The 23,655-nt window shown below is 67.4% G+C and carries 19 protein-coding genes and 1 pseudogene; 7 read left to right on the top strand and 13 right to left on the bottom strand.

Annotated elements, in window-relative coordinates; genetic code table 11:
- Positions 1-129 precede the first annotated feature (129 nt).
- The 3 genes from GNX95_RS42175 to ligD (GNX95_RS42165) form a co-directional block, all read right to left on the bottom strand.
- Positions 130-1,638 carry a PrsW family intramembrane metalloprotease gene (locus tag GNX95_RS42175; protein WP_163513747.1) on the bottom strand — a complete coding sequence of 503 codons (1,509 nt, stop codon included), beginning with the start codon at positions 1,636-1,638 and terminating at the stop codon, positions 130-132.
- A 91-nt stretch (positions 1,639-1,729) separates the two neighbouring features.
- Positions 1,730-2,638: a non-homologous end-joining DNA ligase gene (gene ligD / locus GNX95_RS42170; protein WP_163513746.1), complete on the bottom strand. Its 909-nt coding sequence runs from the start codon at positions 2,636-2,638 to the stop codon at positions 1,730-1,732.
- A complete protein-coding gene (gene ligD, locus GNX95_RS42165) occupies positions 2,631-3,554 on the bottom strand; it encodes a non-homologous end-joining DNA ligase (RefSeq protein WP_222854337.1) in 924 nt (307 codons plus the stop codon). The genes ligD (GNX95_RS42170) and ligD (GNX95_RS42165) overlap by 8 nt, the downstream gene beginning before the upstream one ends.
- 123 nt (positions 3,555-3,677) lie before the next feature.
- Here ligD (GNX95_RS42165) and ku point away from each other — a divergent pair, with 123 nt between their 5' ends.
- The 5 genes from ku (at position 3,678) to GNX95_RS42140 (ending at position 9,444) form a co-directional block, all read left to right on the top strand.
- Entirely contained in the window at positions 3,678-4,574 is an 897-nt protein-coding gene (gene ku / locus GNX95_RS42160) for a non-homologous end joining protein Ku (RefSeq protein ID WP_163513744.1), read from the top strand.
- A gap of 535 nt (positions 4,575-5,109) precedes the next feature.
- Positions 5,110-5,946 (top strand): serine hydrolase, encoded by an 837-nt coding sequence (locus tag GNX95_RS42155; protein ID WP_163513743.1) that lies wholly within the window; start codon positions 5,110-5,112, stop codon positions 5,944-5,946.
- A 10-nt stretch (positions 5,947-5,956) separates the two neighbouring features.
- Positions 5,957-6,697: a C40 family peptidase gene (locus GNX95_RS42150; protein WP_163513742.1), complete on the top strand. Its 741-nt coding sequence runs from the start codon at positions 5,957-5,959 to the stop codon at positions 6,695-6,697.
- A gap of 111 nt (positions 6,698-6,808) precedes the next feature.
- The gene (locus GNX95_RS42145; RefSeq protein WP_163513741.1) at positions 6,809-8,188 is read left to right on the top strand and encodes an FAD-binding protein; all 1,380 of its coding nucleotides are present in this window, start codon (positions 6,809-6,811) and stop codon (positions 8,186-8,188) included.
- A complete protein-coding gene (locus GNX95_RS42140; protein WP_246281942.1) occupies positions 8,188-9,444 on the top strand; it encodes a class I SAM-dependent methyltransferase in 1,257 nt (418 codons plus the stop codon). The genes GNX95_RS42145 and GNX95_RS42140 overlap by 1 nt, the downstream gene beginning before the upstream one ends.
- A gap of 83 nt (positions 9,445-9,527) precedes the next feature.
- Here GNX95_RS42140 and GNX95_RS42135 read toward each other — a convergent pair.
- The 5 genes and pseudogenes from GNX95_RS42135 to GNX95_RS42115 all read right to left on the bottom strand — a co-directional run.
- Positions 9,528-9,962, bottom strand: a pseudogene (locus GNX95_RS42135) (MgtC/SapB family protein); the annotation flags it as partial.
- Positions 9,963-10,161: 199 nt separating this feature from the next.
- Positions 10,162-10,770, bottom strand: coding sequence for a class II aldolase/adducin family protein (locus GNX95_RS42130; protein ID WP_163513738.1), 609 nt, complete (start codon positions 10,768-10,770; stop codon positions 10,162-10,164).
- On the bottom strand, positions 10,763-11,332 hold the full coding sequence (locus GNX95_RS42125; RefSeq protein WP_163513737.1) for a DUF6042 family protein: 570 nt from the start codon (positions 11,330-11,332) through the stop codon (positions 10,763-10,765). Before GNX95_RS42125 ends, GNX95_RS42130 begins: the two co-directional genes overlap by 8 nt.
- Positions 11,333-11,549: 217 nt before the next feature.
- Positions 11,550-13,262: an ABC transporter substrate-binding protein gene (locus GNX95_RS42120; protein WP_163513736.1), complete on the bottom strand. Its 1,713-nt coding sequence runs from the start codon at positions 13,260-13,262 to the stop codon at positions 11,550-11,552.
- Positions 13,263-13,519: 257 nt separating this feature from the next.
- Positions 13,520-15,214 carry an ABC transporter substrate-binding protein gene (locus tag GNX95_RS42115; protein WP_163513735.1) on the bottom strand — a complete coding sequence of 565 codons (1,695 nt, stop codon included), beginning with the start codon at positions 15,212-15,214 and terminating at the stop codon, positions 13,520-13,522.
- A 328-nt stretch (positions 15,215-15,542) separates the two neighbouring features.
- On the opposite strand from GNX95_RS42115, the gene GNX95_RS42110 reads away from it, so the two are divergent.
- On the top strand, positions 15,543-17,540 hold the full coding sequence (locus GNX95_RS42110; RefSeq protein WP_222854336.1) for a glycoside hydrolase family 31 protein: 1,998 nt from the start codon (positions 15,543-15,545) through the stop codon (positions 17,538-17,540).
- 144 nt (positions 17,541-17,684) lie between these two features.
- Here GNX95_RS42110 and GNX95_RS42105 read toward each other — a convergent pair whose 3' ends face one another.
- The 5 genes from GNX95_RS42105 to GNX95_RS42085 all read right to left on the bottom strand — a co-directional run bounded on the left by GNX95_RS42105 (position 17,685) and on the right by GNX95_RS42085 (position 22,490).
- Positions 17,685-18,476: an alpha/beta fold hydrolase gene (locus GNX95_RS42105; protein ID WP_163513734.1), complete on the bottom strand. Its 792-nt coding sequence runs from the start codon at positions 18,474-18,476 to the stop codon at positions 17,685-17,687.
- A gap of 14 nt (positions 18,477-18,490) precedes the next feature.
- A complete protein-coding gene (locus tag GNX95_RS42100) occupies positions 18,491-19,276 on the bottom strand; it encodes a DeoR/GlpR family DNA-binding transcription regulator (protein WP_163513733.1) in 786 nt (261 codons plus the stop codon).
- Positions 19,277-20,116: 840 nt separating this feature from the next.
- Positions 20,117-21,478: an MFS transporter gene (locus GNX95_RS42095; RefSeq protein WP_163513732.1), complete on the bottom strand. Its 1,362-nt coding sequence runs from the start codon at positions 21,476-21,478 to the stop codon at positions 20,117-20,119.
- 133 nt (positions 21,479-21,611) lie between these two features.
- Positions 21,612-22,052: an RbsD/FucU family protein gene (locus GNX95_RS42090; protein WP_163513731.1), complete on the bottom strand. Its 441-nt coding sequence runs from the start codon at positions 22,050-22,052 to the stop codon at positions 21,612-21,614.
- Between the two features lie 39 nt (positions 22,053-22,091).
- The gene (locus GNX95_RS42085) at positions 22,092-22,490 is read right to left on the bottom strand and encodes a MerR family transcriptional regulator (protein WP_163513730.1); all 399 of its coding nucleotides are present in this window, start codon (positions 22,488-22,490) and stop codon (positions 22,092-22,094) included.
- A 60-nt stretch (positions 22,491-22,550) separates the two neighbouring features.
- Between GNX95_RS42085 and GNX95_RS42080 the strand changes: the two genes are divergently transcribed.
- Positions 22,551-23,651, top strand: a complete 1,101-nt coding sequence (locus tag GNX95_RS42080) for an oxidoreductase (RefSeq protein ID WP_163513729.1) — start codon at positions 22,551-22,553, stop codon at positions 23,649-23,651.
- Positions 23,652-23,655 lie beyond the last annotated feature (4 nt).

Genomic DNA, 23,655 nt, shown 5'->3' with positions numbered 1-23,655 from the left:
CTAGGCCGTTACCTCTGGCCCTCGCCGTCCGGTCGTGACCGGCCGAAAACTGTCGGCGCCGGCCGGACTCTGGTAACGGGGGCCTATTTTCGCCGTGACAATCGGGTCCCGACTGTCACGGCGTCGCGATCAGCTCGGCGGCCGGTTCCAGCTCTGCGTCTGGCCACCGGGTCCATACGGCGGCGCCGACTGCGGCGACCCGTACGGTGGCGCGGACGGCTGGCCGTAAGGCGGGCTGGAAGCTTGGCCGTAAGGCGGCGCGGACTGCGGCGACCCGTACGCCTGCGCGGTGAACCTCGGCGCCGCGCCACCCGGCATCTGGCCGGACTGCGCCGCATGCGGGCTGAAAAACTTGCGCTGCTGACCCAGCGCGGCGAGCAGTCCCTGCTCGGTCCGCGCGAAGTCGTGCGGCACCTGGCCGCGGTTGGCGCCGTCCCGCAGGATCGCCAGCCGGGTCGCCGCGTACTGGTATTCCTTCATCGCGCTCAGACCCGGCTGGCCGGCGACCTGCCTGGCCCACTTACGGGCCTGCGACCGGCCGCGCAGCGTGGACAGCCAGTCGACCTCGTCCTGCCCGATCCAGCCGGCCGACGCGTACTGCGGCAGGCCGCGCTTGACCACCCGGAACTGCGACTGGCGCGCGTAGATCGCCACCGCCACACCGATCGCGAACAGCGGGAACAACGCGACGACGAAGGACCCGTTGGCGATCAGGACGCTGGTCAGCGAGTCGCCACCCAGCGCCTTCATGACGTAGTCCGGCAGGTACGACGCGGTCAGGTTGAACAGGCCGTGCAGCATCATCGCGACCAGCCAACCGACCACCGGCGCGATGATCCGCACCGCGATGTGGTGGTTGGACCGCGCCGCGACCCCGAGCCCCAGGCCGGTCGCCGAGGTGAACAGCGGGTGGCCGAACGGCGTGCCGACACACCGGATGGCGAAGACGAACAGCAGCAGGACCAGCGCGGTGCCGGTCATGCCGTTGGAGGCCTGCAGGCCACCGGCGTACGCGCGGCCGAGATACGCGATGTTCTCGGTGAACGCGAAGCCGGCGCCGGCGAACAGCGCGTACGTGATGCCGTCGACGGGTCCGGTGAAGTAGCGGCCGTTGTTGCCGAACCGGCTGAACAGGAAGATCCCCAGCAGGGCGAGTCCCTTGCAGGTCTCCTCCACCGGCGGCGCGACCAGCACGGCGGTGAGGATGTCGCCGCTGCTCTGGCCGACCTGCTGGGTGATCACCAGGCCGGTGACGGTGTTGAAGATGGCCGCGAACAGCGTGGCGATGGCCGCACCCCAGCAGAGCGCGAAGATCCGCGCACCCCATGGCTGCGGCTGGGCCCACGACAGCCACACGGCGGTCAGCGCGATCACCGGCACCGGCAGGATGGCGAAGATGGCGCCGAGCGCGACGCCGACGATGCCGGTCTCGAAGCCGGTCAGCACCACCGACGCGAGGCCGCACACCAGGAAGACCAGGCCGGCGATGATCCAGAAGATGATCTTGCCGATGCCGGTCTGGCGCATCGGCTGGTAGACCGGCCGGTATGGCGCCGGCATCGGATACGCCTGCGCCGGGGCGGTGGGGATCGGTCCGACCGCGTAACCGCCCGGTGCGGCCCCGTACGGGTAGCTCATGCCGGCAGAGTAACGTGTCCGCGCCGCGTGGCGACCCTACGTTTGCCCGTCATGACCGGTCTCCCCCGTCCTCTCGGTTGCCTCGGCAAGCCTATCCAGGCACCCGCGGACCGGTCTCGGACAACCCGGCGAGCAGGTCGCCGTGCTCCTGGACCCGGTCCAGCACGTCCTCCGGCTCGAACCGGACGACCCTGCCGGCCTCGACTTCGTCCCAGGTCAGCGGCGTGGAGACCCACGGCAGCTCGCGGCCACGCAGCGAGTACGCGCAGATGGTGGTCTTGGCCGCGTTGTTCTGGCTCCAGTCGATGAACACCTTGTTCTTTCTTAAGGCTTTCGTCATCTGCGAGAGGATTTTTCTCGGATACTTCTCAGCCAGCTCGTCGGCCACCGCGTGCGCGTACGCGGAGATGACCGAGGAGTCCTGGCGGCCGGAGACCGGCGCGTACAGCTGCATGCCCTTCGAACCGGAGGTCTTCGGATAAGCCGCCAGGCCGTCCTCGGCGAGGCGGTCGCGTACGACGACCGCGACCTCCATGCAGTCGGACAGGTCGGCGCCCTCACCGGGGTCGAGGTCGACGACCAGCAGGTCGGGTTTCTTGGCGGCACCGCGCGGTCCGACCCGCCACTGCGGCACGTGCAGCTCCAGCGCGGCGAGGTTGGCCGACCAGACCATGCCCGGCAGGTCCTCCAGCACGACGAAGTCGATCGTCTCGCGGTCCATCGTGCTGCCCGGCACCGGCAGGTTGACCGTGCGGATCCAGGACGGGGTGCCGCGCGGCATGTTCTTCTCGAAGAACGGCTGCTTGTCGACGCCGTCCGGCCAGCGTTTGCGGGTCACCGGCCGGCCGGCGAGGTGCGGCAGCATGACCTCGGCGATCTGGCTGTAGTAGTTGATCACCTCGCCCTTGGTCGTCCGGCTCTTGGGATAGAGCACCTTGTCCAGATTGGACAGCCGCAGCTTCTGGCCGTCGACCTCGACCGTGACGTTCTTGCTATTCAACGCGCACCTCACTCGCAGTCTTGTCATAGCGGATGCCGCGCAGCCGCGGATGCCACAGCGCACCGGAGGCCGTCCAGCTCGCGTACGCGACCTCCACCACGCACTCCGGCCGACACCAGACCAGCTGGCGCGCGTCGCGGCGCGGCGGTGGCTCGACGAACGGGCTCGTGTCGGTCACCAGCGGGGTCAGGATCTCGGTCAGCCGGTCGAGCGTGCCACCGGCCACGCCGCTGCCGACGCGGCCGGCGTAGCGCAGGCGGCCGTCACCGGTCGGGATGCCGAGCAGTAGCGAGCCGATCTGGCCGGTGCGGCTCTTCTCGCCGCCGGCCCAGCCGCCGACGACGGCCTCCTGCGTGCGCAGCGACTTGACCTTCAGCCAGTCCTTGCTGCGCAGGCCCGGGACGTACGGCGAGCGCAGCCGCTTGGCGATCACGCCTTCCAGGCCGAGCTCGCGGCTGGCGGCGAGCGTCGCCGGGCCGTCGTCGAAGGCCGGCGCGGTGATCCAGTGCGGGCCGTTGAGATCGAGCTGCTCCAGGGTCGCGCGGCGCTGCTCGTACGGCAGCCGGCAAAGGTCGAGGCCGTCCAGCTCCAGTAGGTCGAAGATCATCAGGGTGACGGGTACCCGCTCGACGAGCTGAGCAACGCGGCGTGGATCGTCGACGTTCATCCGCTCCTGCAACGCCTCGAAGGACGGCGCCCCGTCCCGCAAGGCGACGATCTCGCCGTCGACGACGCCGTCCGGCAGCATGCCGGCCAGCGCGGCCAGCTCCGGATAGGTGCCGGTGCGGTCGTTGTCGCGGCGGCTGTAGAGCCGAGCGTGACCGCCCGCGCACTCGACAATCGCGCGTACGCCGTCCCACTTGACCTCGAACGCCCAGCCGCCGCCGGTTGGCAGGTCGGCCGTGGTGGCGAGCATGGGGCGCACCTGTGTCATCCTGCCTGAGCTGGCACTTCTTCGCTAAAAAGATCGTCCGATGAGTTTTCTTCTCGCGTGCGGTCTGACAGGTTAGAAACAGTTGACCGAGAACTTGGGGGACGAATGCCACGGGCCATCTGGAAAGGTGCGGTCTCGTTCGGCCTGGTGAGCATCCCGGTGAAGCTCTACGGCGCGACCGAGGAGAAGGACGTACGGTTCCACCAGGTGCACGCGGCCGACGGCGGCCGGATCCGCTACAAGCGCGTGTGCCAGATCGACGGTGAAGAGGTCGCGTACTCCGAGATCGCCAAGGGCTATGAGCTGGAGACCGGTGAGACGGTGATCCTCACCGACACCGACCTCGCCGAGCTGCCGCTGTCGGCCAGCCGCGAGATCGAGGTGCTGGAGTTCGTGCCGGCCGACCAGCTCGACCCGATCCTGTTCGCCAAGACCTACTACCTGGAGCCGGAGGGGTCGGCGGTCAAGCCGTACGTGCTGCTGCGCGAGGCGCTGGAGTCGACCGAGCGGATGGCCGTGGTGAAGGTGGCGCTGCGGCAGCGCGAAGCGATGGCCGCGCTGCGCGTACGCGACGGCGTGATCGTGCTGCAGACGATGCTGTGGCCGGACGAGATCCGTACGCCGGAGTTCGCGTTTCTGGACGACGACGTGGAGCTGCGACCGCAGGAACGCCAGATGGCCGCGTCGCTGGTCGAGTCGATGGCCGCCGACTTCGACTCGGACGAGTTCCACGACGAATACCGTGAGGCGCTGCTGCAGCTGATCGACGCCAAGACCGAAGGCGCCGTCACGGTCGCGTCGACCGACGAAGGCGACGAGTCCGGCGGCGAGGTCGTCGACCTGATGACCGCCCTCAAGGCCAGCGTCGACCGCGCTCGCTCGCGCCGTACCGGCGAGTCCACACCAGCCCCGAAGAAGAAGACCGCCGAGCCGGCGAAGAAAACCGCCGAGAAGAAGCCCGCCGCCAAGAAGGCCGCTCCCCGCAAACGAAAGACCGCTTAGCGCTCACACAGTTACCCGCTACGACGCGAAACTGTCGTACCCCCATGGCAATTTTGGCCCCCACCCAGAACGGGTGGGGGGTGGGTTCGCGTGGCACCTTACATACATCGAAAAGTCGATCTTGGTCGGCTGTAGCGCTATATGCGGCTTTTGTGCGCCTGGATTTTGGTCGCATGGCCCCCATGCGTGCGTCCAACGCACGTATGGGGTCCATGCGACCACGCCAGCGGCCGGCGGTCGTGACAGGTGTGACCACTGAGGCTGCTGTTTCGGCTCGGTTTGCAACCTCTCAACCCACCCCCCGCCCGGAATGGGTGGGGGAAATTTACTCATGTACGTACGACAGTCTTGGAGCACGTTCGGCGTGTCGGCATCGGGACACTCCGGATGGAGGCCGCGCGAGCAACGCCTGACGCGAAATATTTGCGCTGTGGTGCACGAAAGGCCGCGCCGTACGTGAAGATTTCTTCCGGTGTTTCGGCCACAGAGGAAAGACACCGACGGCAGGCCCCGAGTTCATCTAGGCTCGCGCCACATGGCCTCCGATTTTCTCGCCGACCTGTTGGACACCGCCGATTTCCGGGTGGGGGTGGCGTGGCTGTCGCTCGACGGTACGCCGCGGCTCCTCCACCACCAGGACGAGCGGTTCTACGCGGCCAGCACGATGAAGGTCGCCGTGATGGTGGCCGTCCACCAGGCGGTCGAGCGCGGTGAGCTGGCGCTGACCGACAAGCTGCCGCTCACCGACCGGTACGTGTCGGTGGCCGACGGCTCCACCTACCAGCTCGACCCCGACGACAGCGACGTCGACGAGTCGTACGCGTCCGGCTCGGCGACCGTCGAGCATCTGGTCGAACAGATGATCACGGTGTCCAGCAACGAGGCGACCAACCTGCTGATCGCGGCGCTCGGCGGCGGCGACGTACGCGCTGGAGTGGCGAAGGCGGCCGAGGCGCAGCGGCGGCTGTCGGCGACCGGCAGCCAGCTGCAGCGGCCGATCGGCGACCTGGCCGCGAACGGCACCGGGCTCAGCAACCTGGTGACCGCGTACGACCTGGCCGCCGGGCTCGGCCGGCTGGTCAGCGGCCAGGTGGCCGGACCGGCGGCGACCGAGGCGATGACCGCGACGCTGTGCCGCCAGCAGCGCGTCGAGACGATTGCCGCCGGCCTGCCCGCCGGGACCCGCTGGGGTGGCAAGAACGGCTGGGTGGACGGCATCCGGCACGACAGTGGCGTGGTGTGGCCGCCGGACGCGCCACCCTACGCCCTGGCCGTCTGCACGGCCGACTTCGGTGCCGACGAAACCGCAATAGCGTTGATCCGTACGGTGTCAGCGCGGGTCTATGCGGCCCGTTCGGAGTTCAACGCCTAGGGAGGCCCTTGTGAGCAGCGTCAGCACCGGACCGGCGGCCGTGGCGGTCGCGCTGACGACGCTGTGGCGCGCACCGGAGGCGGTCCGGCCGATCGACGCGCCGGCGGTGGCCGACGAGCCCGACGTGACCGCATGGGTCGCCGCGATGGACTACGACGCGCGGCTCGACCTGCTGCAGCGCGTCGACAGCCAGGCGCCGGCCGGTGAGCCGGTGCGGGTGGAGGAGATCACCGGCGCCTGGGCCCGTGTCGTGCTGCCGTGGCAGCCGTCGCGCAAGGACCCGCAGGGCTATCCCGGCTGGGTGCCGGTCGCGCACCTGCGGCCGGTCGACGAGACCGACGCCGCCAAACCGGCCTCGAGCGTCAACGGCGCCGACATACTGACCACCGCACGCGGCCTGGTCGGCACCGAGTACGTGTGGGGTGGCCTGAGCGACGCCGGCATCGACTGCTCCGGCTTCGCGCACCTGACCCACCGCAGGCACGGCCTGGTCATCCCACGTGACGCCTCCGACCAGGCACGCGCCGGCCAGGAGGTGCCGCTCGACCAGCTGGAGCCCGGTGACCTGGTGTTCTTCGCCTTCGAGAACGGCGCCGGCGCCATCCACCACGTCGGCTTCTACGCCGGTGAGGAGAACGGCGAGCCGATGATGCTGCACGCGCCGCGCACCGGCCGCAAGGTCGAATACCTGCCGCTGTCCGAGCCGGCCTACGCCACCGAGCTCTGCGCCGCCCGCCGCTACCACCCGTAACTCGCGCCGCCGGCGCGATGTTAAGGCGCATCACACTGGCGGGCCGCTGGCTGTCGTGATCTGATCGATCGTTGGGGCCAGCGGAGGGAGTGCGGTGCGGTGGTAGCGACGATGAGCGGACCCAACGCGGCGTTGGCCGACTATCGGGTCACCGCGACGCGGCTGGCCGACGAGCTCGCCGCGATCGACCCGAGCGAGCCGGTACGGCTCGGCAAGCGTACGTCCAACCTGTTCCGGCTCCGCCAGAACACACCGGTGCACCGGCTCGACGTGACCGGCCTCGACCAGGTCTTCACCGTCGACCCCGACGCGCTCACCGCGGACGTCGGCGGCATGACGACGTACGAGCACCTGGTCGACGCGACGCTGCCATACGGTCTGGTGCCGCTGGTGGTGCCACAGCTGCGCACGATCACCCTCGGCGGCGCGGTCACCGGCCTCGGCATCGAGTCGCCGAGCTTCCGCACCGGCCTGCCGCACGAGTCGGTGATCGAGGAGGACATCCTCACCGGCGACGGTCAGCTGGTCACCGCGCGGCCGGACGGCGAGCACCGCGACCTCTACACCGGTTTCCCCAACTCATACGGCAGCCTCGGCTACGCGCTGCGGCTGCGCATCCAGCTGGAGCGCGCCGCACCGTACGTGCACCTGCGCCACCTCCGTTTCGACGACGCCGCCGCGTACGCGCAGGCGCTCGCCGACATCTGCGCGGCCGGCGACTATCTCGGTGAGAAGGTCGATTTCGTCGACGGTACGGTCTTCAGCGCTCACCGGCACGTGCTGACGCTCGGCAGCTACACCGACCGGGCGCCGTACGTCTCGGACTACACCGGCCAGCAGATCTACTACCAGTCGGTCGGCCGGCGCCGCGAGGATTTCCTCACCATTCACGACTACCTGTGGCGGTGGGACACCGACTGGTTCTGGTGCTCACGCGCTTTCGGTGTGCAGGACCCGAGATTCCGCCGGATCATCCCGCGCCGGCTGCTGCGCAGCGAGGTCTACTGGAAGGTCGCCAACTTCGAGCGCCGGCACCATTACGTGCGCCGGCTGGACAAGCTGCGCGGCAAGCCGGACATCGAGGAGATCGTCCAGGACATCGAGGTGCCGGTGGACAAACTGCCGGCGTTCCTGGAGTTTTTCCACCGGGAGATCGGCATCTCGCCGGTCTGGGTGTGTCCGCTGCGGCAGGCGCGTACGGACCTGGAATGGGACCTCTACAAGCTGAAGACCGACGTGCTCTACGTCAACGTCGGATTCTGGTCGAGCGTCGACCTGTCCCCCGGTCAGTCCGATGGCACGCACAACCGGCTGATCGAGCGTGAGGTCGAGCGGCTCGGTGGCCGCAAATCGCTGTATTCCACGGCATTCTATTCCGAAGACGAGTTCTGGCAGCTCTACAACGGCGAGGCGTACGCGGCGCTGAAGAAGCGCTATGACCCCGCCAACCGGTTCGCGGATCTGTACGCAAAGACAGTCGGGAGGTCATGATGGCCCGTCGCAACATCGCAGACATCATCGGCACGGTCATCGGTTCCGGTGCGCCGATCGAGTTCGTCGCGTACGACGGCAGCCGCTACGGCCCGAAGGACGCGGCCGTACGCGTCACCATCGCCTCCGAGCAGGCGGTGTCCTATCTGGCCACCTCCGCGTCGCTGGAGCTGGGCCTGGCCCGTGCGTACGTGAGCGGCGAGCTGCAGGTCGACGGCGACATCTACACCGCGTTCAAGACGCTCGGCAGCGTGGACTTCGCGCCGATCTCCACGGTGGAGAAACTGAAAGTGCTGCGCGACGTCGGTCTGCGCGTGCTGAAGTGGAACCCGCCGCTGCCGGAGGAGGCCGGCGCCAGCCGGCTCGCGCATGGCTTGCGGCACGCCAAAAACCGCGACGCGGCGGCGATCAAGCACCACTACGACGTGTCCAACACGTTCTACGAGTGGGTCCTCGGGCCGTCGATGGCCTACACCTGCGCGGTTTTCCCGAAAGCCGACGCGACGCTGGAAGAGGCGCAGTACGAGAAGCACGATCTGGTCTGCCGCAAGCTCGACCTGCGGCCCGGCCAGCGGCTGCTGGACATCGGCTGCGGCTGGGGCGGCATGGTCCGGCACGCGGCCAAGCATTACGGCGTGCACGTCGTCGGCGTCACGCTTTCCAAGCAGCAGGCCGAATGGGGCGCCAAGGCGGTCGCCGAGCAGGGCCTGTCCGACGTGGCCGAGATCCGGCACGGCGACTATCGCGACGTGGTCGACGGACCGTTCGACGCGATCAGCTCGATCGGCCTCACCGAGCACATCGGCCTGAAGAACTATCCGCTGTACTTCCAGAAACTGTACGGTCTGCTCAAGCCGCAGGGCCGGCTGCTCAACCATTCGATCATGCGGCCGACCAACACCGAGCGGGTCCGCTATGGCCGCGGCTTCATCAACCGGTTCGTGTTCCCGGACGGCGAGATCACCGCGCTCGGCCGCACGGTCGCGGCCCTGCAGGACAACGGTTTCGAGCCGCGGCACGCGGAAAACCTGCGTGAGCACTATGCGCTGACGCTGAAGTACTGGTGCCAGAACCTGGACGAGCACTGGGACGAGGCGGTCGAGGAGGTCGGCATCGGCACGGCACGCGTGTGGGCGCTCTACATGGCCGCGTCCCGGCTTGCCTTCGAGAAGAACAAAATCCAGCTGCACCAGGTGCTCGGCGTGAAGGTCGGCAAGGACGGCGACGCCGGAGTGCCGCTGCGTCCCTGGTTCTAGAAGGCGATGTTTTGGCGGCCGGCAAAACAAAACCGGCCGCCAAAACTCGCCACGGTCTATTCGTCGTCGTCGTGTGAGGTGGCGCGCGCCGGCCGGCGGTCGACGATGCGGCCGACCCAGCGCAGCGCGATGTTGACGGCCAAAACCACTGCCGTGCCAACGATTGCCGGCTGGTAGAGGCCCGCGCCGGACAGCGCACCGACGGCGGCCGAGCACCACAGCGTGGCGGCGGTGTTGAGCCCGCGTACGGTCAATCCGTCGCGGATGATCACGCCGGCACCCAAAAACCCGATGCCGGACACGATCTGCGCGGCGACCCGCGTCGGATCGGCCGCGCCACTGCCGCTCAGGCCACCGAAACCGTATGACGACAACACGACGAAAAGCGTCGAGCCGACCGCGACCAACGCGTTGGTCCGCAGGCCCGCCATCCGCGCGCGATATTGCCGTTCGAAACCGATAACCGCACCGAGGCCGACACCGGCGGCCACCCGGACCAGCATTTCCACAGTCGTCATCGCGATCACCTCGAAGTCGCGTTTCATTGCGATGAAAGGAAAGTCCACGCGACTTCGGCGAAGGCAGTCAGTGACCTCGCACCGAGGTGGCGTGGCAACAACTACTTCCGTCAGCGGCCACGCGAATCACCTCCTCGTACGAAAACCCGAATCAGTAGACCTCGGCAACCAGGCTTCGTCAACCGTGACGTGCAGCAGGTCACTCGGACAGCGGAACTCCCGGCGGGAAACGCAGCTCCGGCCGGCCAGCCAGAATGGCGTGATATGTCATCGACGCCGCGTCCTCCATGACCATAGCTCGCCGCAGCGCCATTTCCACCGTGTCACCGACAGACGAACTTCCGTGGTAAGCAAGGACAACCGCGTCGGCGTCAGCACACGCGGCGGCCGCGTTGTCGGCCAGGCTCCACGATCCGTTCGGAAAGAAGTCGATCCGGGCGATCCGCGGCAGATAGTAGATCTGGTCCAGCGTCAGCGGCTGGATCCGGTGACCGAGCGCGTCGACCAGCACCGACATCCGCGGATGCGCGTGGACGACGCTGCGCACGTCCGGACGTGCCTGGTAGGTCCGCAGGTGCAGCCGGTATTCGGTGGACGGCACCGCCGGACCTGACCGTACGGTGTCGTCGAGCCCGACGACGGCGAAGTCGGCCGGTGTCAGCCGGTCGAGCCAGGTGCCGCGGCCGGTCACCACAAACGACTCGCCGCCGGGCAGCAGCGCCGACAGGTTGCCGGAGGAAGCCCTGGTCAGGCCGGTGGCGACCAGGTCGCGACCGGCCGCGACCAGCTGTGTGACCAGCTCATCCACGGTCGGCGACCGACCGCTGCCGGTGGATCCGCGGCGGCTCGCCGCGCTGCGCGCGCTCCTCCTCCAGCCGCTCGGCCGGCGACAGCGGCAGCACGTCCAGCACGTTGACCGGTTCACCGAGGCCGACCTGCCGGTTTATCGACGCGCGGCCGGTGTCGGTCAGCACGCCGAAGCGTACGAGCGCGCGGTGCAGGTCGGAGAGCACCTTCTGGTCACCGGCGCCGGCCTCGCGGCACAGCCGCGACCAGCGCTGGATGCGGGACGCCAGCCGGCTCACCGGGGCTGCCGGCGCCGGCGTCGCGCGGCCGGCGAGCAGCAGCTGCAGCGCGCTGCGGTCGGTCTCCAGCTCCGGCAGGGCCCATGGCGAGGACCCCCAGCCGGCGCGGACCGACACCTCCTCGTCGTACGCGCGCCACGGCATCCGCCGCGTCTGGGCGAACACCGACACCAGCATGGTGGCCGCGTCCGGAGCCCACCGGCCCCAACCGCCGTCGGCGAGCTGCCGCCGTACCGCCCACGACCTGGTCGGCGGGTCGTCCCAGCCGCCGAGCTCCCCGCTCACGAGGCCGTCAACTTCGGTCCCATGTGTTTCCCCCCAAGGATGCGTACGAGCCAGCCCCCCGCTGCCTGACTTCATCCACGAGCACGGTAACCGCTGACCAGCGCGCACCGGCACCGACCCCGGTGAACACGCCGCCAGAAAATCGGCGAGGGTGACGTTTTGCCGCTTCTCGCCTGGCGATTTGCGGTAAAACGTCACCCTCGCGCTGGTCGTACGGTCAGGAGACGCTGGTGTCGGTCAACCCGATGGAGCAGATGTTGATCTCCGCGTAGTTGGTGTCCAGGAACGCGCCACTGACCTTCGAGCCGTGCAGCAGCAGCGTCTTCAGATACCGCAGCGGGATCGTCGCGGCCTGCTTCTGGATCGACTCGTCGAGGTCACCCCACGCCTTCTGGGCCTGGTTCTGGTCGGACATCTTCGCCGCCGCGTCCATCCCCGCCGTGATCGCCGGGTCGTTGAGCTGGGAGAAGACCTGGTTACCGGCCGGCACGATCTGCCGGGGGTCGAACAGCGGCGGGATCACCGTCGACCCGGACGGCCAGTCGGCGCCCCACGAGCCGAAACCGATCTCGTGCTGGAGAGCCGGCTTGCCGATCGTCGCGTAGTACTCGCTGCGCTTGATCGGGTTCGCGGTGACCGTGATGCCGGAGCGCGCGAACGCCGCCTTGATCGCGGCCGCCGCCTTGTCGTCCTGGGCGTTGTTGGTCCGGTAGTCGTAGGTGATGTTGCGCGGGCAGCTCGGCGACTGTGCCAGCAGCTGCTTCGCCTTGGCCGGGTCACCCTGCGGCTGGGTCTTGGTGCCGTACAGGTCGAAGTCCTTGTGCGCCTTCAGCGTCGGGCTGATGATCCCGGTCGCGGGCTGTCCGAAGGTCGGACCACCGAACGCCGTCAGGTACGTCGTCTTGTCGATCGAGTACTCGTATGCCTGCCGGCACTTGAGGTCCTTGATCTTGGTGGTGTTGATCCAGACGTAGTACACGTACTGGGTGAGCCCGGAGACCGTGCGGGCCTTCAGCTTCGGGTCCTGCAGCACCTGCGGGGCCTGCTGGGCCGACACGAACACGCCGGAGGAGACCGCGCCCTGGTCGGCGCCGCGGTCCTGGATCAGCCGGTCGGTGATGACGTTCTCGTCCACGCCGAAGACGAACTTGAACGTGTCGGGGTAGTTCTTCCGTACGGTGTCCTTGCTCTGGTCCCAGTACTTGTTGCGCACCAGCACCAGCTGCTGGTCACGGGTGTAGTTCTGGATCTGGTACGGGCCGTAGGAGAAGAACGAGGTGTCGTACTTGGTCTTGGTGTCCTTGTCCTTGCGCACCGCGGCGAAGGTCGGCATGGTGACCGTGTAGTTGAAGTCGGTCACCGGCTTGCTCAGCTTGTACGTGATCGTCTTGCCGTTGCAGGTCACCGACGGCAGGCCCTGGGGCTGCTCGTAGATGCCCTTGTACTTGTCTCCGCCGGCCAGGTACTGCCGGTTGTACTGGGTGCCGTCGGTCAGCAGGTCGGAGAACGAGCGCTCCACGCCGTACTTGAAGTCCTCGCAGGTCACGTCCTTGCCGTCCTGCCACTTCAGGCCGTCCCGGACGGTGAAGCTCCACTGCGTGAAGTCCGCGTTGTGCGTGCCGGTGTCGGTCGCCGAGTCGGACACGACGTCGTTGCCGGCCACTCCGGGTGCGGTCTTGAAGGTGGTCAGGGTGGGCGCGTACAGCCGGCCGGTCGAGATCTGCTGGCCGACATAGCTGCGCGCCGGGTCCAGGTGCTCGAAGTCCTGCTGCATGAGGATGGTGATGGTGCCGCCCCGCTTGATCTGGCCGTTACCACCGTTGCTTCCGGCTGAGTCAGGCGTCCCGCATGCGCTCGCCACCAGGGTCACCAGTGACAGAGTCACACCGGCCACGGCTAGTCGTGAGCCGCGGATGTCCTTTGGAGACATTCGATTTCCTTCCCTTTCCGGACATTCTCCGGATGCTCGGGCCGTGGTCGGGCCCTGGGCCTTGACATGTGTTGCCGCACGATATGCCGGCCGAACAGGCACACCCAAGCGCGGCCGGCAAAACGTCATCGCATCGTAATCGCGGCCGAATGCCGTCACAGGCGATTCCGTGGAACTGGCAAAAAATACGGTAGGGACCCGGCCACCCATTCGTGGCCGGGTCCCTTTTTTCGCCGTATTTCATTGCTAATGCGTTTTCAGCTCACGCCGACATTGTTGAGGTCGACGTCGCTGTAGACCGGGTCGAGGAAGGCGCCGGTGATCTTCGAGCCGTAGAGGACGTACGCCTTGGTGTAGCGCAGCGGGATCACCGCGGCGGTCTGCTGCACCTTCTCGTCGAGGTCACCCCACAGCTTCTGCGCCTTGGCGTTGTCGGTCTCCTTGTACGCCGCGTCGATGCCGGCGTTGATGGCCGGGTCGTTGATCTGCGAGCGGTTGGAGTTGCCGCTGGGCGAGATGATCCGGCCGTCGAACAGCTGCGGAATGACCGAGGAACCCGAAGCCCAGTCGGCGATCCAGCTGTTGATCGCCATGTCGTGCTGCGCGGCCGGCTTGCCGACGGTCGCGATGTAGGTGCTGCGCGGGATCGGGTTGAGCTTCACGGTGATGCCGGCGCGCGCCATGCCGGCGACGATCGCGGCGGCGGCGTTGTCGTCGGCCTTGTTGCCGGTGCGGTAGTCGAAGGTGATGTTGTGCGGGCAGGTCGGCGACTGCGCGAGCAGCTGCTTGGCCTTGGCGACGTCGCCTTCCGGCTTGTCCTTGAGGCCGTACACGTCGATGTCGTCGCGGTGCGCGGCGTTGTTCGGCGCGATGATCGAGGTCGCCAGGTCACCGACCGCCGGGCCGCCGAGCGCGGTCAGGTAGCTGGCCTTGTTGATCGCGTACGTGTAGGCCTGCCGGCACTTCAGGTCCTTGATCTTGGTGGTGTTGATGGACAGGTAGTAGGTGAACCCGTCCGGCCCGCTCAGCAGCCGTTTCCTGAGCTTGGGGTCGTTCTGCACCTGCGCCGACTGCGCCGGCGAGATGTTGGCGCCCAGCGAGATGGTGTTCTGATCGGCCGCCTTGTCCTGGATCAGCCGGTCGGTGATCACGTTCTCGTCCGGGCCCTGGGTGATGTTCCACTTGTCCGGCAGGTTCTTGCGGACCTGGTCCTTGGACTGGTCGTAGTACTTGTTGCGGCTCAGCTGGATGCTCTTGCCGCGGACGTAACTGTCGATCTGGTACGGCCCGTAGGAGAAGACGTTGCTGTCGTACTTCTCGTGCGTGTCCTTGTCGGCGCGTACGGCCGAGAAGGTCGGCAGGGTGACCGTGTAGTTGAAGTCGCTGATCGACCGGCGCAGCTTGAAGGTGATCTTGTTGCCGGCGCAGACGATCGACGGCAGGCCCTCCTTCTGCAGGTAGATGCCCTTGTAGGTGTCACCGCCGACCAAGTACTGCTTCGGGTAGTCGGCGCCGTCGGTGATCACGTCGGAGAACGAGCGCTCCACGCCGTACTTGAAGTCCTGGCAGGTCACGTCCTTGCCGTCCTGCCACTTCAGGCCGTCGCGCAGGGTGAAGGACCACTCGGTGTTGTCCGCGTTGTGCGTGCCGGTGTCGGTGGCGGCGTCACCGACGATCTCGGTGCCTTCCTTGCCCTTGGCGTTCTTGTACGCGGTGAGCGCCGGCGCAAGCAGCCGGACGAAGCTCTCGCCGGCCGCGGTGTAGGTGCGCTGCGGGTCGATGTGCTCGAAGTCGGACTGCATCAGGACGTTGATGGTGCCGCCGCGCTTGGCCGCACCGGGGCCGTCGTTGCCGGAGTCCGGCGTGCCGCACGCGCTCAGCGCGAGCGCACCGGCGGCGGCCAGGGCCACACCCTGGACGACCCGCCGCGCCGCTCGCTGTCGATCAACCATGTTCGTTCCATTCCTTCCGCGCCACACCGCCGGAGCTGGCAGACAATTTTTTACTGCGTCGCAGCATAGGACGGATTCCACCGTCCCCGCACCGGTTCACGGCGAGGTAATTCGGCGGATCGACGGACTCGGAATGCCCACATTTCCACTCATGACCCGACAGATGACGGCCTGGCTCGGGAACTTTAGCGCACACCGGACCGGCTGGCCCGAGTCAGACACTCCGCACTTCTTGACATTCCGGTACGCACCGAGTGAGCTATGCATGTTCATGCTTCCAGACACCGTTTTTCACGCAGAAATCGCCAACCGCGTTGCAGGAGTGTCGATGCGCAGAACCCGGATCGCCGTCCTCGTCGTCATCACGGCTCTCGTCACTGGCTTCTCGCCAGGAGCGGCCGCCGCGTCCGGCCTCACCGTCCGCGACCTCGGCGGACAGCTGGCGCTGGTCACGCCGGCCTACCAGGTGCTGGTGGACAAGACCACGCTCGGCCTGCGGACCGTACGCGCCGGCCGGACCGTGCTGGCCACCGACCCGACCGGCGGTTTCGCGTTCGCCGGCCAACACGCCACGCGCGTGACGTCGTGGAGCTGGTCAGGCGGCGAGCTGCGGATCACCGCCGACACGACCGCCGGCAAGCCGGCCGTGCTGACACTGAAGCCGGCGGCCGACCGTTACGACCTGGAGTGGTCGGTGACCGGAGCGCCGGCCGGAGCGCGTACGGTCAGCTATCAGCTCTCGTCGGCCGGCCACTGGTATGGCGGCGGCGAGACCAGCGAAGGCGCGGCGCAGCCGTATCCGCTGGACGCCGGCCAGGTCGCCGAGCCGGAGTTCTCGCCGGCCAGCTATCTGATGATGGAGCCCTACTGGTTTACCTCCAGCGCGGTCGGCTATTACGTCCGCACCGCGGTGCCGATGGACGTACAGATCAACAAGGGCTCCTCCGGCGTTGGCGCTTTCACCGTGAAATCAACGGATTCCTACGCCGCCACCGTCTTCGTCGAGTCGACGCCGGCCGCGGTTTACGCGGATTACCTTGGTGTCGTTGGAAAACCGGCGAAGATGGACGCGACCGCCGACGAGCTGGACAAGCCGCTGTGGAACTCGTGGGCCCAGTTCTACACCAACATCGACCAGAACAAGATCCTGGACTGGGCTGGGAAAATCCACGCGGCCGGCCTTGGTGGACACACCATCCAACTCGACGACAAATGGGAATCCAACTACGGCAACCTGACCTTCGACTCGCGTACTTTCCCTGATCCGAAAGCGATGTCGGACCAGATCCACGCGATGGGTTACCACTTCGGACTCTGGACGACGCTGTGGATCAACCTCGACTCGACGAATTACGCGTACGCGCGTGACCACGGCTATCTGCTCGCCGACGGCACCGACCCGGCCAAGCCGTGCAGCGTCACGTGGTGGAACGGCACGGCCGGCATCATCGACCTCGGCAAGCCGGCGGCGCGCGACTGGTATGTCGGCAACCTGCGCAAGCTGATGTCGACCTACGGTGTCGACGGCTTCAAGTTCGACACGCGGTTCTTCGACGACCGCTGCGCGCCGGCCGCCGGTGTGCCGGCCGGGTCGTACCAGCGGCTCGGCGCCGAGATGGCCGACCAGTTCGACCTGCAGGGTGCCGGCGTACGCGTGCACTGGGGCAGCCAGAAATACGGCTTCGTGATCCGCGCGGTCGACGCCGGCACGGGTTTCGCCGACCTGCACACGACGTTGCGGCGGTCGATGGCGATCTCGACCAACGGCTATCCGTTCGTGGAGACCGACATGATCGGCGGCTCGCTCAGCCAGCCGGCGCCGTCGAAGCAGGTGCTCGTACGGTGGGCTCAGGCGGCCTCGCTGATGCCACTGATGTATTCGTCCACGTCACCGCTCGGCGTCGTCGACCACACGACCGGCAAGCCGGTGACCTACGACGCGGAGACCGTGGCACTGTATCGGCAGGCGATCGCCAGGCACGGGAAGCTTTCCGCGTATCTGCAGGCACAAGCGCGTAAGGCGGTGGCCGACGGCACGCCGATCATCCGGCCGGTGTTCTTCGACTTCCCGTCCGACCCGCGGTTTTATTCGGTGGACGACGAGTGGATGCTCGGCCCGGCCGTACTCGCCGCTCCGGTGCTGTCGGACGCCGTCAACCGGGACGTGTTCGTTCCTGCCGGGCTGTGGTTCGACACCGCGAACCACCGCGTCATCCACGGCCCCCGTACGTTGCACGCGTACGCGGCGCCACTGTCGACCACACCGACCTTCGTCCGCCTCGGCGCGCCGGGCGCCGCCACCGCCCTGTCCGCACTCGCGTCCTAGCGCGGGCGTTGGTGACGAAATATCCGGTTCTCTGAACGACCATGGAAGTCTCGTGGCAATCCATCGTTGCAACGCCACGAGACTTCCATGATCGTCTCCAAAGCCGGGCGTGTAGCGCTCGGCAGTAACCGATGCGGCCAGGTGTCAGGTGAGGAAGGTGCGGACGAGGGTGGTGAACTCCTCCGGGATGGTGTCGATGGCGACGTGCCCCTGACCTGCCAGGTCGACGATCTCGGCGCCCGGAATCGCCGCGGCAGCAACGAAAGTCGGCGCCCGCAGCGCCGCCGGAGTCTCGGTGCCAAGGAGGAAGCGCACCGGCAGTCGGAGCTCGGCCAGCGGCGCCTTGTCGATCCGGTATGCGTTCACCTCGCGGTTTTCTCGGATCAACGCCGGCGTCGCGGCGATCCGCACCGGCCAGATCGGCGTCTGCTTCATCCGCGCGAGCGCCGGCTCGTCGACGCCGATGACCCGCAGATAGAACCGCTCCAACGCGCGCTCCGGCTCGCCGGCGTCGACCAGCGAGACCAGCTCCTCAAGCGTGGAGGGGTCGACGGCGAAGGTCGACGCGGTCGCGGCCGGCGGCTCGTACAACACCATCGCGGCGATGGCGGAGGTGAGCTGCGCGGCTTCGAGGCTGCACAACGCACCGTACGAGTGCCCCAGCACGAACACCGGTCCACCGATCGCCTCCACCACGGCGGCCACGTCCTCGGCCTCACGCCGCAATGAGTAGTCGGGGCCGTCACCGCTCAGGCCACGGCCACGGCGGTCCATGAGGTGCAGCGTGTAGTGCTCGGCGAGCAGCGCGGCCACCGGCGCCCAGCGCGTACGGTTGGCGGTGCCGCCGTGCACGGCCAACAACGCCGGACCGCTGCCGAGCCGCTCGTATCCGATGCTCGTGCCGTCCGCGGACGACACGGAGAAAGTCTCTGCCATCCACCGATCATGGCTCAGACGCGGTGCACCTGTACGCCCGCGCTGACGAACTCCGCACAGATTTCCGGATCCGCTGCCTGATCGGTGATCAGTACGTCCACCTTGTCGATGCTGCAGATTCGCGCGAACGTGCCGACCCCGAGCTTCGAGCTGTCGGCGACCACGATGACCCTCCGCGCGCGGCCGACCATCAGCGTGTTGACGCCGGCCTCGCTCTCGTTGTGCGCGGTGGCGCCATAGCGGACGTCGATGCCGTCGACGCCGATCACCGCCGCGTCCAGGGTGATCAGGTCGAGCAGGCCGGAGGTCAGCGGTCCGACCAGCTCGTACGACTGCGGCCGAGCGACGCCGCCGGTCACGACGATCTTGATGTGCGGGCGTACGGCCAGCTCGTTGGCGATGTTGAGCGCGTTGGTGACGATCGTGACGGCCGGACTGGCCGAGGAGTCGGCCAGGTCGTCGCGCTCGGCCAGCGACCGCGCGACCTCGGTGGAGGTGGTGCCGCCGTTGAGCGCGACCACCGAGCCGATGTCGATCAGCTCGGCCGCCGCGCGCGCGATCCGCAGCTTTTCCTGCGCGTGCCGCGCGGTCTTGTAGCGCAGCGGGAGATCGTACGAGACGCTGGTGAGCACCGCGCCGCCGCGTGTACGCGTGAGCATCCGCTGCTCGGCGAGCTCGTCCAGGTCGCGGCGGATCGTCGCGGTCGACACCCCCAGCTCGGCGGCCGCCTGCTCGACGCCCAGCTGACCGTCGCGCGCCAGCGCCTCCAACAGCGCGTTCCAACGCTCGTGTCGTGGCACACGCCTCACCCCCTCGGACCGCCTCGAGAGCCCCTCGAGCTGCATCGCAGCAGCCTAGCCTTGCCCGGCCGCGGTGGTCGGGCGCACCGCCGGGAGCCGGTGATGGAGGTCACCGGAAACCAGCTACTTTGCCGGAAATACCACGGATATCGTGGACGATGTAACGAGTGAGGGTCCACAACCAGAACGGGCCCGACAACCCATCCAGCTGGTGAAGGTGCGCACGAGCGTGCGCCGGAAACCGGCCCGGAAAGTCCCTGAGGAGGAAGCAATGGTGTTCACAGCGCTGCTGGTCGAGGCTGGTGCGGCGATTGTGGTGGCGACGGCCCTGGCGGCGTGGGCCCGGCATGGTTTCGCGCTGCGGACGACCCGCCACTCGGTGGACTGACGCACGTACGAAAAAGGCGGCGCTCCGGTCGGGAGCGCCGCCTTTGCTTTGTCCGCGGTGGACGAGAAGGGCATTCGCCCGTTGTTGCGTTGGGTGGGTGGTCGTTTTTCGCCTGCGCGGCCGGCGCGCCTACGCGGCGAGCGACCTCAAGGGAGGCGGCGCGGGAACGCGGCTTGGCGCGTAATACTTGTTTAACAAGACATCAAATCGGACATCTGTTGCGGGCCGGCAGCCACAACTGCATTACCAGCCTCAGTAGTCACACCCGTCACAGCCTCTGTCGGCCGCGTAGGTGTGAAAGCCGTGTTTCGTGCATCTAGCGCTAGCAACTCGGCATTCACACCATCCGCGAACCCCGCAAAGCGGACATTTAACGCTCCACGCGTCTTCAGATCTAGTGGACCTTCTCGCCACCCACCGGGACGCCATCGGGCCTCCGGCGGCCCAGCCGCTCAGGTGTTGCCGGTGGCCAGCCGGGTCGCCGAGCCGGCGGTGTTGATCTCGCTCATCGGCACGCCCTTGGTCTCCGGGATGAGCAGGATCGGCACCAGGCCGATCACGCCGGCGATGATCAGGTAGTACGCCGGCCAGTACGCGTTGCCGGTGCCGGCGACCAGCGCCGAGACCACGATCGGCGTCGTACCACCGAAAATCGAGGTCGACAGGTTGTAGCCGATCGCGAAGGAGCCGTAGCGGACCCTGGTCGGGAACATCGCCGGGAAGGTCGAGGCGATCACCGCCAGGATCAGGACGAGCAGGAACGCGACGACCAGGAAGCCCAGCACCAGGCCGACGATGGTCTTCTGCTGCATCAGCCACAGCGACGGCCAGCTGAGCACGATGAAACCGATCGCGGCGGTCAGCAGCACCGGTTTTCGGCCGATCCGGTCGGACAGCATGCCGACCGGCACGATCAGCGCCATCTGGACGATCTCGACACCGATGATGATCAGCGCCGACTCGGTGTCGCTGACGTGCAAGGTCGTCGTGAAGTACGACGGCATGGTGGTCAGCAGCAGGTAGTCGGCCACGTTGAGCAGGATGACGATGCCGATCAGGTTCAGGATCATCCGCCAGTTGCCGAAGATCGTCTCCTTCAGCGGCGCGCGGTCGGCCGCCTTGCCCGACTCGACCAGCGCGCGGAAAGTCGGCGTGTCCTCCAGCCTGGCACGCAGGTAGAGACCGATCAGGCCGAGCGGCAACGCGAGCAGGAACGGGATCCGCCAACCCCAGCCGTTCATCGCCGCGGGCGACAGCACCGAGGCGGTGATCAACACCAGCGAGTTGCCGAGTACGAAACCGCCGAGCGTGCCAAACTCCAGGAACGAGCCGAAAAACCCTCGTCGTTTGGTCGGCGCGTATTCGGCGATGAAGGTCGCGGCACCGCCGTACTCACCGCCGGTGGAGAAACTTTGGATCAGCCGCAACAAAAGCAGCAGCATCGGCGCGGCGATGCCGATCACCGCGTACGGCGGCAGCACACCGACCAGGAAGGTGCTGCCCGACATCAGCAGGATGGTCAGCGCGAGCACCCGCTGGCGGCCGAGTTTGTCCCCCAGGGGACCGAAAAAGAACCCGCCGAGCGGCCGCACGATGAAGCCGATGGCGAGCAGCCCGAGCGACTGCAACGTGGCGGTTGTCTTGTCACTTTCCGGAAAGAACACGGTCCCGACGGTCGCGGTGATCACCCCTGAGGTGAAAACCCCGTAGTCGTACCATTCCACGGCGTTACCAATGGCCGACGCCATCACCGCCTTGCGCACCGTACTCGCGTCAGGTTCATGCGCGCGTACGTCCGCCGTCGCTTCCGCCATGCGGACGGCCTCCTCCAGTTGATGACAGTTGTCCTAATTTGCGCAAACCATGACTGATCGTAGTGGCAACTGGATACCGCCGCACCTCGGCTGCGCGAAAGTTTCTGACCCGATTTAGCGGTAATTCAGCGGATTATCCGGCCACCTCGGGGATGGTTCCCTTTGCCAGCAACAGGCATCCGTAGAGCCGGTGCTCACTGGTCACCAACACCGCGAAGGCTTCCTTTGCTCGTTCGTAGAAATCAAAGCGTTCGACGGACTCGACCGGCGCGTCCCAGCCGGAGACGTCGCGGATGCCGGCGATCGCCTCGGCCTGCACCTCTGGCAGCGCCTCCGGGTCGCCGACGACGGCCATCCGCGCGATCGGTGCGTCGACGAACCGGTCCAACGGCAGCACACTGCATACCGCGCGAGCCGCCGCCGGCACTCCGACGCCATCGACGCGTACGACCCGGCGCCCCATCGTGACGGCCGGAAAGTTGGCGTCCACCACCGCGATGACATCGCCGTGACCCATCGCGGCGAGTACGTGCAGCAGGTCGGCGTGCAGCAGCGGGTCTATCCCCTTGAGCATCGCGCTCCTTTCTCCCAGACTGGTCGGTTTCGCGCCACGCTACCCCGAGATAACGATTTCCGGACCGGCGCCGCCGGCCGAAACCGGCACCGCGGTCGAATAGCCGATCACGTCGTCGATGACCTCCTGCGACGCGCGCAGGTCGGCGATCAGCCGGTCGATCCGGTCGCGCTGCTCGCGCAGATCGGCGACGAGGTCGGGGCCGGCCAGCACGCGACCGTCGCAACTGCTCGCGCACGGCAGCAGCTCGGCGATCTTGTCGCTGCGCAGGCCGGCGGTGAACAGCACCTGGATGCGCCAGACCACGTCGGGCGCGTTGTCGGCGTACTCGCGGTGGCCGCCGGACGTACGCGTCGACTCCAGCAGGCCCTGCTCCTCGTAGTAACGCAGCGACCGAGGACTCACGCCCGAGCGCCTGGACAGCTCGCCGATCCGCATCTGTGACCTCGCAGACAAAGGCTTGAACCTCACATCGATGTCACATTTTACCGTGCCCTCATGACCACGAGCCTTTTCCAACCGTACGACCTGCCGACGCTGACGCTGCCCAACCGCATCGCGCTCGCGCCGATGACCCGCTATCGCGCCGACAACCGCGGCGTGCCGACCGGTGACCAGGCGGTGTTCTACGCACAGCGGTCCAGCGCCGGAATCCTTGTCAGCGAAGGAATCTGGCCGAGCGTCGTCGGCCAGACCTTCCACACGATCCCCGGCCTGGTGACCGAGGAGCAGGTGGCCGGCTGGCGGATGGTGACGGCGTCCGTACACGGTGCCGGCGGCCGGATCTTCGCGCAGCTGATGCACGGCGGCCGCAACGGCCATCCGCTGAACAACCTGGACGGCCTGCATCCGCTGGCCCCGTCGGCGGTCGCGACCACCGAGCCTTTGCATACGCCGTTTGGAAAAACCGAGCCAGTGACGCCGATCGCCATGACGCTGGCGGATATCCGTCAAGCCATCGACGATTACGTCGCGGCCGCGCGAAATGCCGTACGCGCCGGCTTCGACGGCGTCGAGCTGCACAGCGCCAACAGCTATCTGCCGCACCAGTTCCTGGCCGACAACACGAACCTGCGTACGGATGCCTACCGGTCGCGTAGCCGCTTCGTCGTCGAGGTGGTGGAGGCGGTGGCCGCGGCCGTCGGCGCGGCTCGGCTCGGCCTGCGGATCTCCCCTGGAAATCCGGAAAACTCGATGGTCGAGGCCGATCCGGCGCCGGTCTACCGGTCGCTGGTCGACACGCTGGACCCGCTCGGCCTGGCGTATCTGCACGTCACCGACAACCCCGACTATCCGGCGCTCACCGACCTGCGACCGCGGTGGTCGGGTGCGTTGATCGGCAACACCGGCGAGCATCGGGTCACGACCGCCGCGGACGCCGTACGCCTGCTTCGCGAGGGAGTCGACATCGTGTCGTTTGGCCGGCCGTTCATCGCGAACCCCGACCTGCCGCGGCGGCTGGCCACCGGCGCTTCGCTGGCCGAGATCGACGCGGCTCGGCTCTACACGCCCGGTTGGCGTGGCTACATCGACTATCCGGCCATGACCGTTGTCAGCCAGGCCGAGGCCGATTCGCCGATGAGCGTCGTTGCCTCTTGACAGA

The sequence above is a fragment of the Fodinicola acaciae genome, assembly GCF_010993745.1.
Classification (GTDB): Bacteria; Actinomycetota; Actinomycetes; order Mycobacteriales; family HKI-0501; genus Fodinicola; species Fodinicola acaciae.
The sequence above is the reverse complement of the archived record's forward strand: the minus strand, read 5'-3'. Positions and strand labels throughout refer to the sequence as shown.

Coding starts and splice junctions, on each gene's coding strand:
- GNX95_RS42090 (WP_163513731.1), bottom strand. CDS start 22,052: ATGCTCAAGGGGATAGACCCGCTGCTGCACGCCGACCTGCTGCACGTA.
- GNX95_RS42085 (WP_163513730.1), bottom strand. CDS start 22,490: ATGCGGATCGGCGAGCTGTCCAGGCGCTCGGGCGTGAGTCCTCGGTCG.
- GNX95_RS42080 (WP_163513729.1), top strand. CDS start 22,551: ATGACCACGAGCCTTTTCCAACCGTACGACCTGCCGACGCTGACGCTG.
- GNX95_RS42105 (WP_163513734.1), bottom strand. CDS start 18,476: ATGGCAGAGACTTTCTCCGTGTCGTCCGCGGACGGCACGAGCATCGGA.
- GNX95_RS42120 (WP_163513736.1), bottom strand. CDS start 13,262: ATGTCTCCAAAGGACATCCGCGGCTCACGACTAGCCGTGGCCGGTGTG.
- GNX95_RS42155 (WP_163513743.1), top strand. CDS start 5,110: ATGGCCTCCGATTTTCTCGCCGACCTGTTGGACACCGCCGATTTCCGG.
- ligD (WP_222854337.1), bottom strand. CDS start 3,554: ATGCTCGCCACCACGGCCGACCTGCCAACCGGCGGCGGCTGGGCGTTC.
- GNX95_RS42115 (WP_163513735.1), bottom strand. CDS start 15,214: ATGGTTGATCGACAGCGAGCGGCGCGGCGGGTCGTCCAGGGTGTGGCC.
- GNX95_RS42175 (WP_163513747.1), bottom strand. CDS start 1,638: ATGAGCTACCCGTACGGGGCCGCACCGGGCGGTTACGCGGTCGGACCG.
- GNX95_RS42095 (WP_163513732.1), bottom strand. CDS start 21,478: ATGGCGGAAGCGACGGCGGACGTACGCGCGCATGAACCTGACGCGAGT.
- GNX95_RS42145 (WP_163513741.1), top strand. CDS start 6,809: ATGAGCGGACCCAACGCGGCGTTGGCCGACTATCGGGTCACCGCGACG.
- GNX95_RS42140 (WP_246281942.1), top strand. CDS start 8,188: ATGGCCCGTCGCAACATCGCAGACATCATCGGCACGGTCATCGGTTCC.
- ku (WP_163513744.1), top strand. CDS start 3,678: ATGCCACGGGCCATCTGGAAAGGTGCGGTCTCGTTCGGCCTGGTGAGC.
- GNX95_RS42110 (WP_222854336.1), top strand. CDS start 15,543: ATGCGCAGAACCCGGATCGCCGTCCTCGTCGTCATCACGGCTCTCGTC.